This is a genomic window from Micromonospora sp. NPDC047557 (genome assembly GCF_043205095.1).
In the GTDB taxonomy this organism is placed as follows: Bacteria; Actinomycetota; Actinomycetes; order Mycobacteriales; family Micromonosporaceae; genus Micromonospora.
The window spans coordinates 7,102-8,756 of record NZ_JBIDDK010000030.1; the positions used below are offsets into that span (position 1 = coordinate 7,102).

Annotated in this window: 2 protein-coding genes; both read right to left on the reverse strand. The window is 69.8% G+C overall.

Going from position 1 to position 1,655, the window contains the following annotated elements; translation table 11 throughout:
* Nucleotides 1-149: 149 nt before the first annotated feature.
* Complete coding sequence (rplA, locus tag ACGGAQ_RS32515; RefSeq protein ID WP_363684275.1) at nt 150-866, reverse strand: 50S ribosomal protein L1; 717 nt, start codon at nt 864-866, stop codon at nt 150-152.
* A 78-nt stretch (nt 867-944) separates the two neighbouring features.
* Nucleotides 945-1,376 carry a 50S ribosomal protein L11 gene (gene rplK / locus ACGGAQ_RS32520; protein ID WP_007465329.1) on the reverse strand — a complete coding sequence of 144 codons (432 nt, stop codon included), beginning with the start codon at nt 1,374-1,376 and terminating at the stop codon, nt 945-947.
* Nucleotides 1,377-1,655 lie beyond the last annotated feature (279 nt).

Here is a 1,655-nt window from a genome sequence, read left to right on the forward strand (position 1 = left end):
ATAACACCGGCGCCGCCCACCCCACCCAACCCGCCGCCCACCCCACCCCCCCCCCCCCCCCCCCCCACACCCCCCACCACACCCCCCCCCCCCCCCCCCCCCCCCCCCCCCCCCCCCCCCCCCCCCCCCCGGCGGAGCGAACAGTCGGCTCAGGCCTCGGCCTGGTCCTCACGGAGGTTCTTCACCAGGTTCGGGTCGACCGGGACACCCGGGCCCATGGTGGTGGTGAGGATGACCTTGCGGAGGTACTTGCCCTTGGCCGCGGACGGCTTGGCGCGCAGCACCTCGTCGAGCACCGCGGCGTAGTTGTCCACCAGCTGGGTCTCCGTGAAGGAGGCCTTGCCGATGATCAGGTGCAGGTTGGAGTGCTTGTCCACCCGGAAGGTGATCTTGCCGCCCTTGATGTCCTGCACCGCCTTGGTGACGTCCATGGTCACCGTGCCGGTCTTCGGGTTCGGCATGAGACCGCGCGGGCCCAGGATCCGCGCGATCCGGCCGATCTTGGCCATCTGGTCCGGCGTGGCGATCGCCGCGTCGAAGTCGAGCCAACCACCCTGGATGCGGGCGACCAGCTCGTCGGTGCCCACCTCGTCCGCACCCGCCGCGGCGGCCTCTTCGGCCTTCGCGCCACTGGCGAACACGATCACGCGGGCGGTCTTACCGGTGCCGTGCGGCAGGTTGACCGTGCCGCGGACCATCTGGTCCGCCTTGCGGGGGTCGACGCCGAGGCGCATGGCGACCTCGACCGTGGCGTCGAACTTGACGTTGGTGGTCTCCTTGGCCAGCTTCACGGCCTCGGAGGGGGTGTAGAGCTTCGACCGGTCGATGACGTCGGCGGCCTTGCGGTAGCTCTTGCTGCGCTGCATTGCTGATTACTCCTGTGGTCTCTGGCGGGCCGCTCGGCGCGGGCCCTCCCACGGTCGGGTCGTCGGCGAGGCCGAACGTCAGTCGCTGACGGTGATGCCCATCGACCGGGCGGTGCCGGCGATGATCTTCTCGGCCTGGTCCAGGTCGTTGGCGTTGAGGTCGGCCATCTTCTTCTCGGCGATCTCACGCAGCTGGGCGCGGCTCACCGAGCCGACCTTCTCGGCCTGCGGGACGCCCGAGCCCTTCTGCACACCGGCGGCCTTGATCAGCAGCCGGGCGGCAGGCGGGGTCTTCAGCACGAAGCTGAAGGACCGGTCCTCGAACACGCTGATCTCGGCGGGGACGATGTCGCCCCGCTGGGACTCGGTCTGCGCGTTGTAGGACTTGCAGAACTCCATGATGTTCACGCCGTGCTGGCCGAGCGCGGGGCCGACCGGCGGCGCCGGCGTGGCCTGGCCCGCCGGCAGCTGAAGCGTGAACGTCTTGACGAGCTTCTTCTTCGGAGGCATGTCACTTCCTGGGGCTTGGAGCTGGGAAAATGCGGCCGTCGCCGCCCTCGGGGACGCGCACGGTCAGCGCGGTGCGACAGCGGCGACGTTCAAGAGTAGCGCAGGCCGCAGCCCGCTCGTCCGCCGAGGTCGAGCGGGAGGGCGTACGCCGACGTCGGGGGGGGGGGGGGGCCCCCCCCCCCCCCCACGGCGAAATATTGGGAAACGGTGTTGGTGTTTTAAACCCCCGGGCTCCCCCCCCCGCAAAAAAAAACCAACACTAAAGGAATAGTGTTGTCG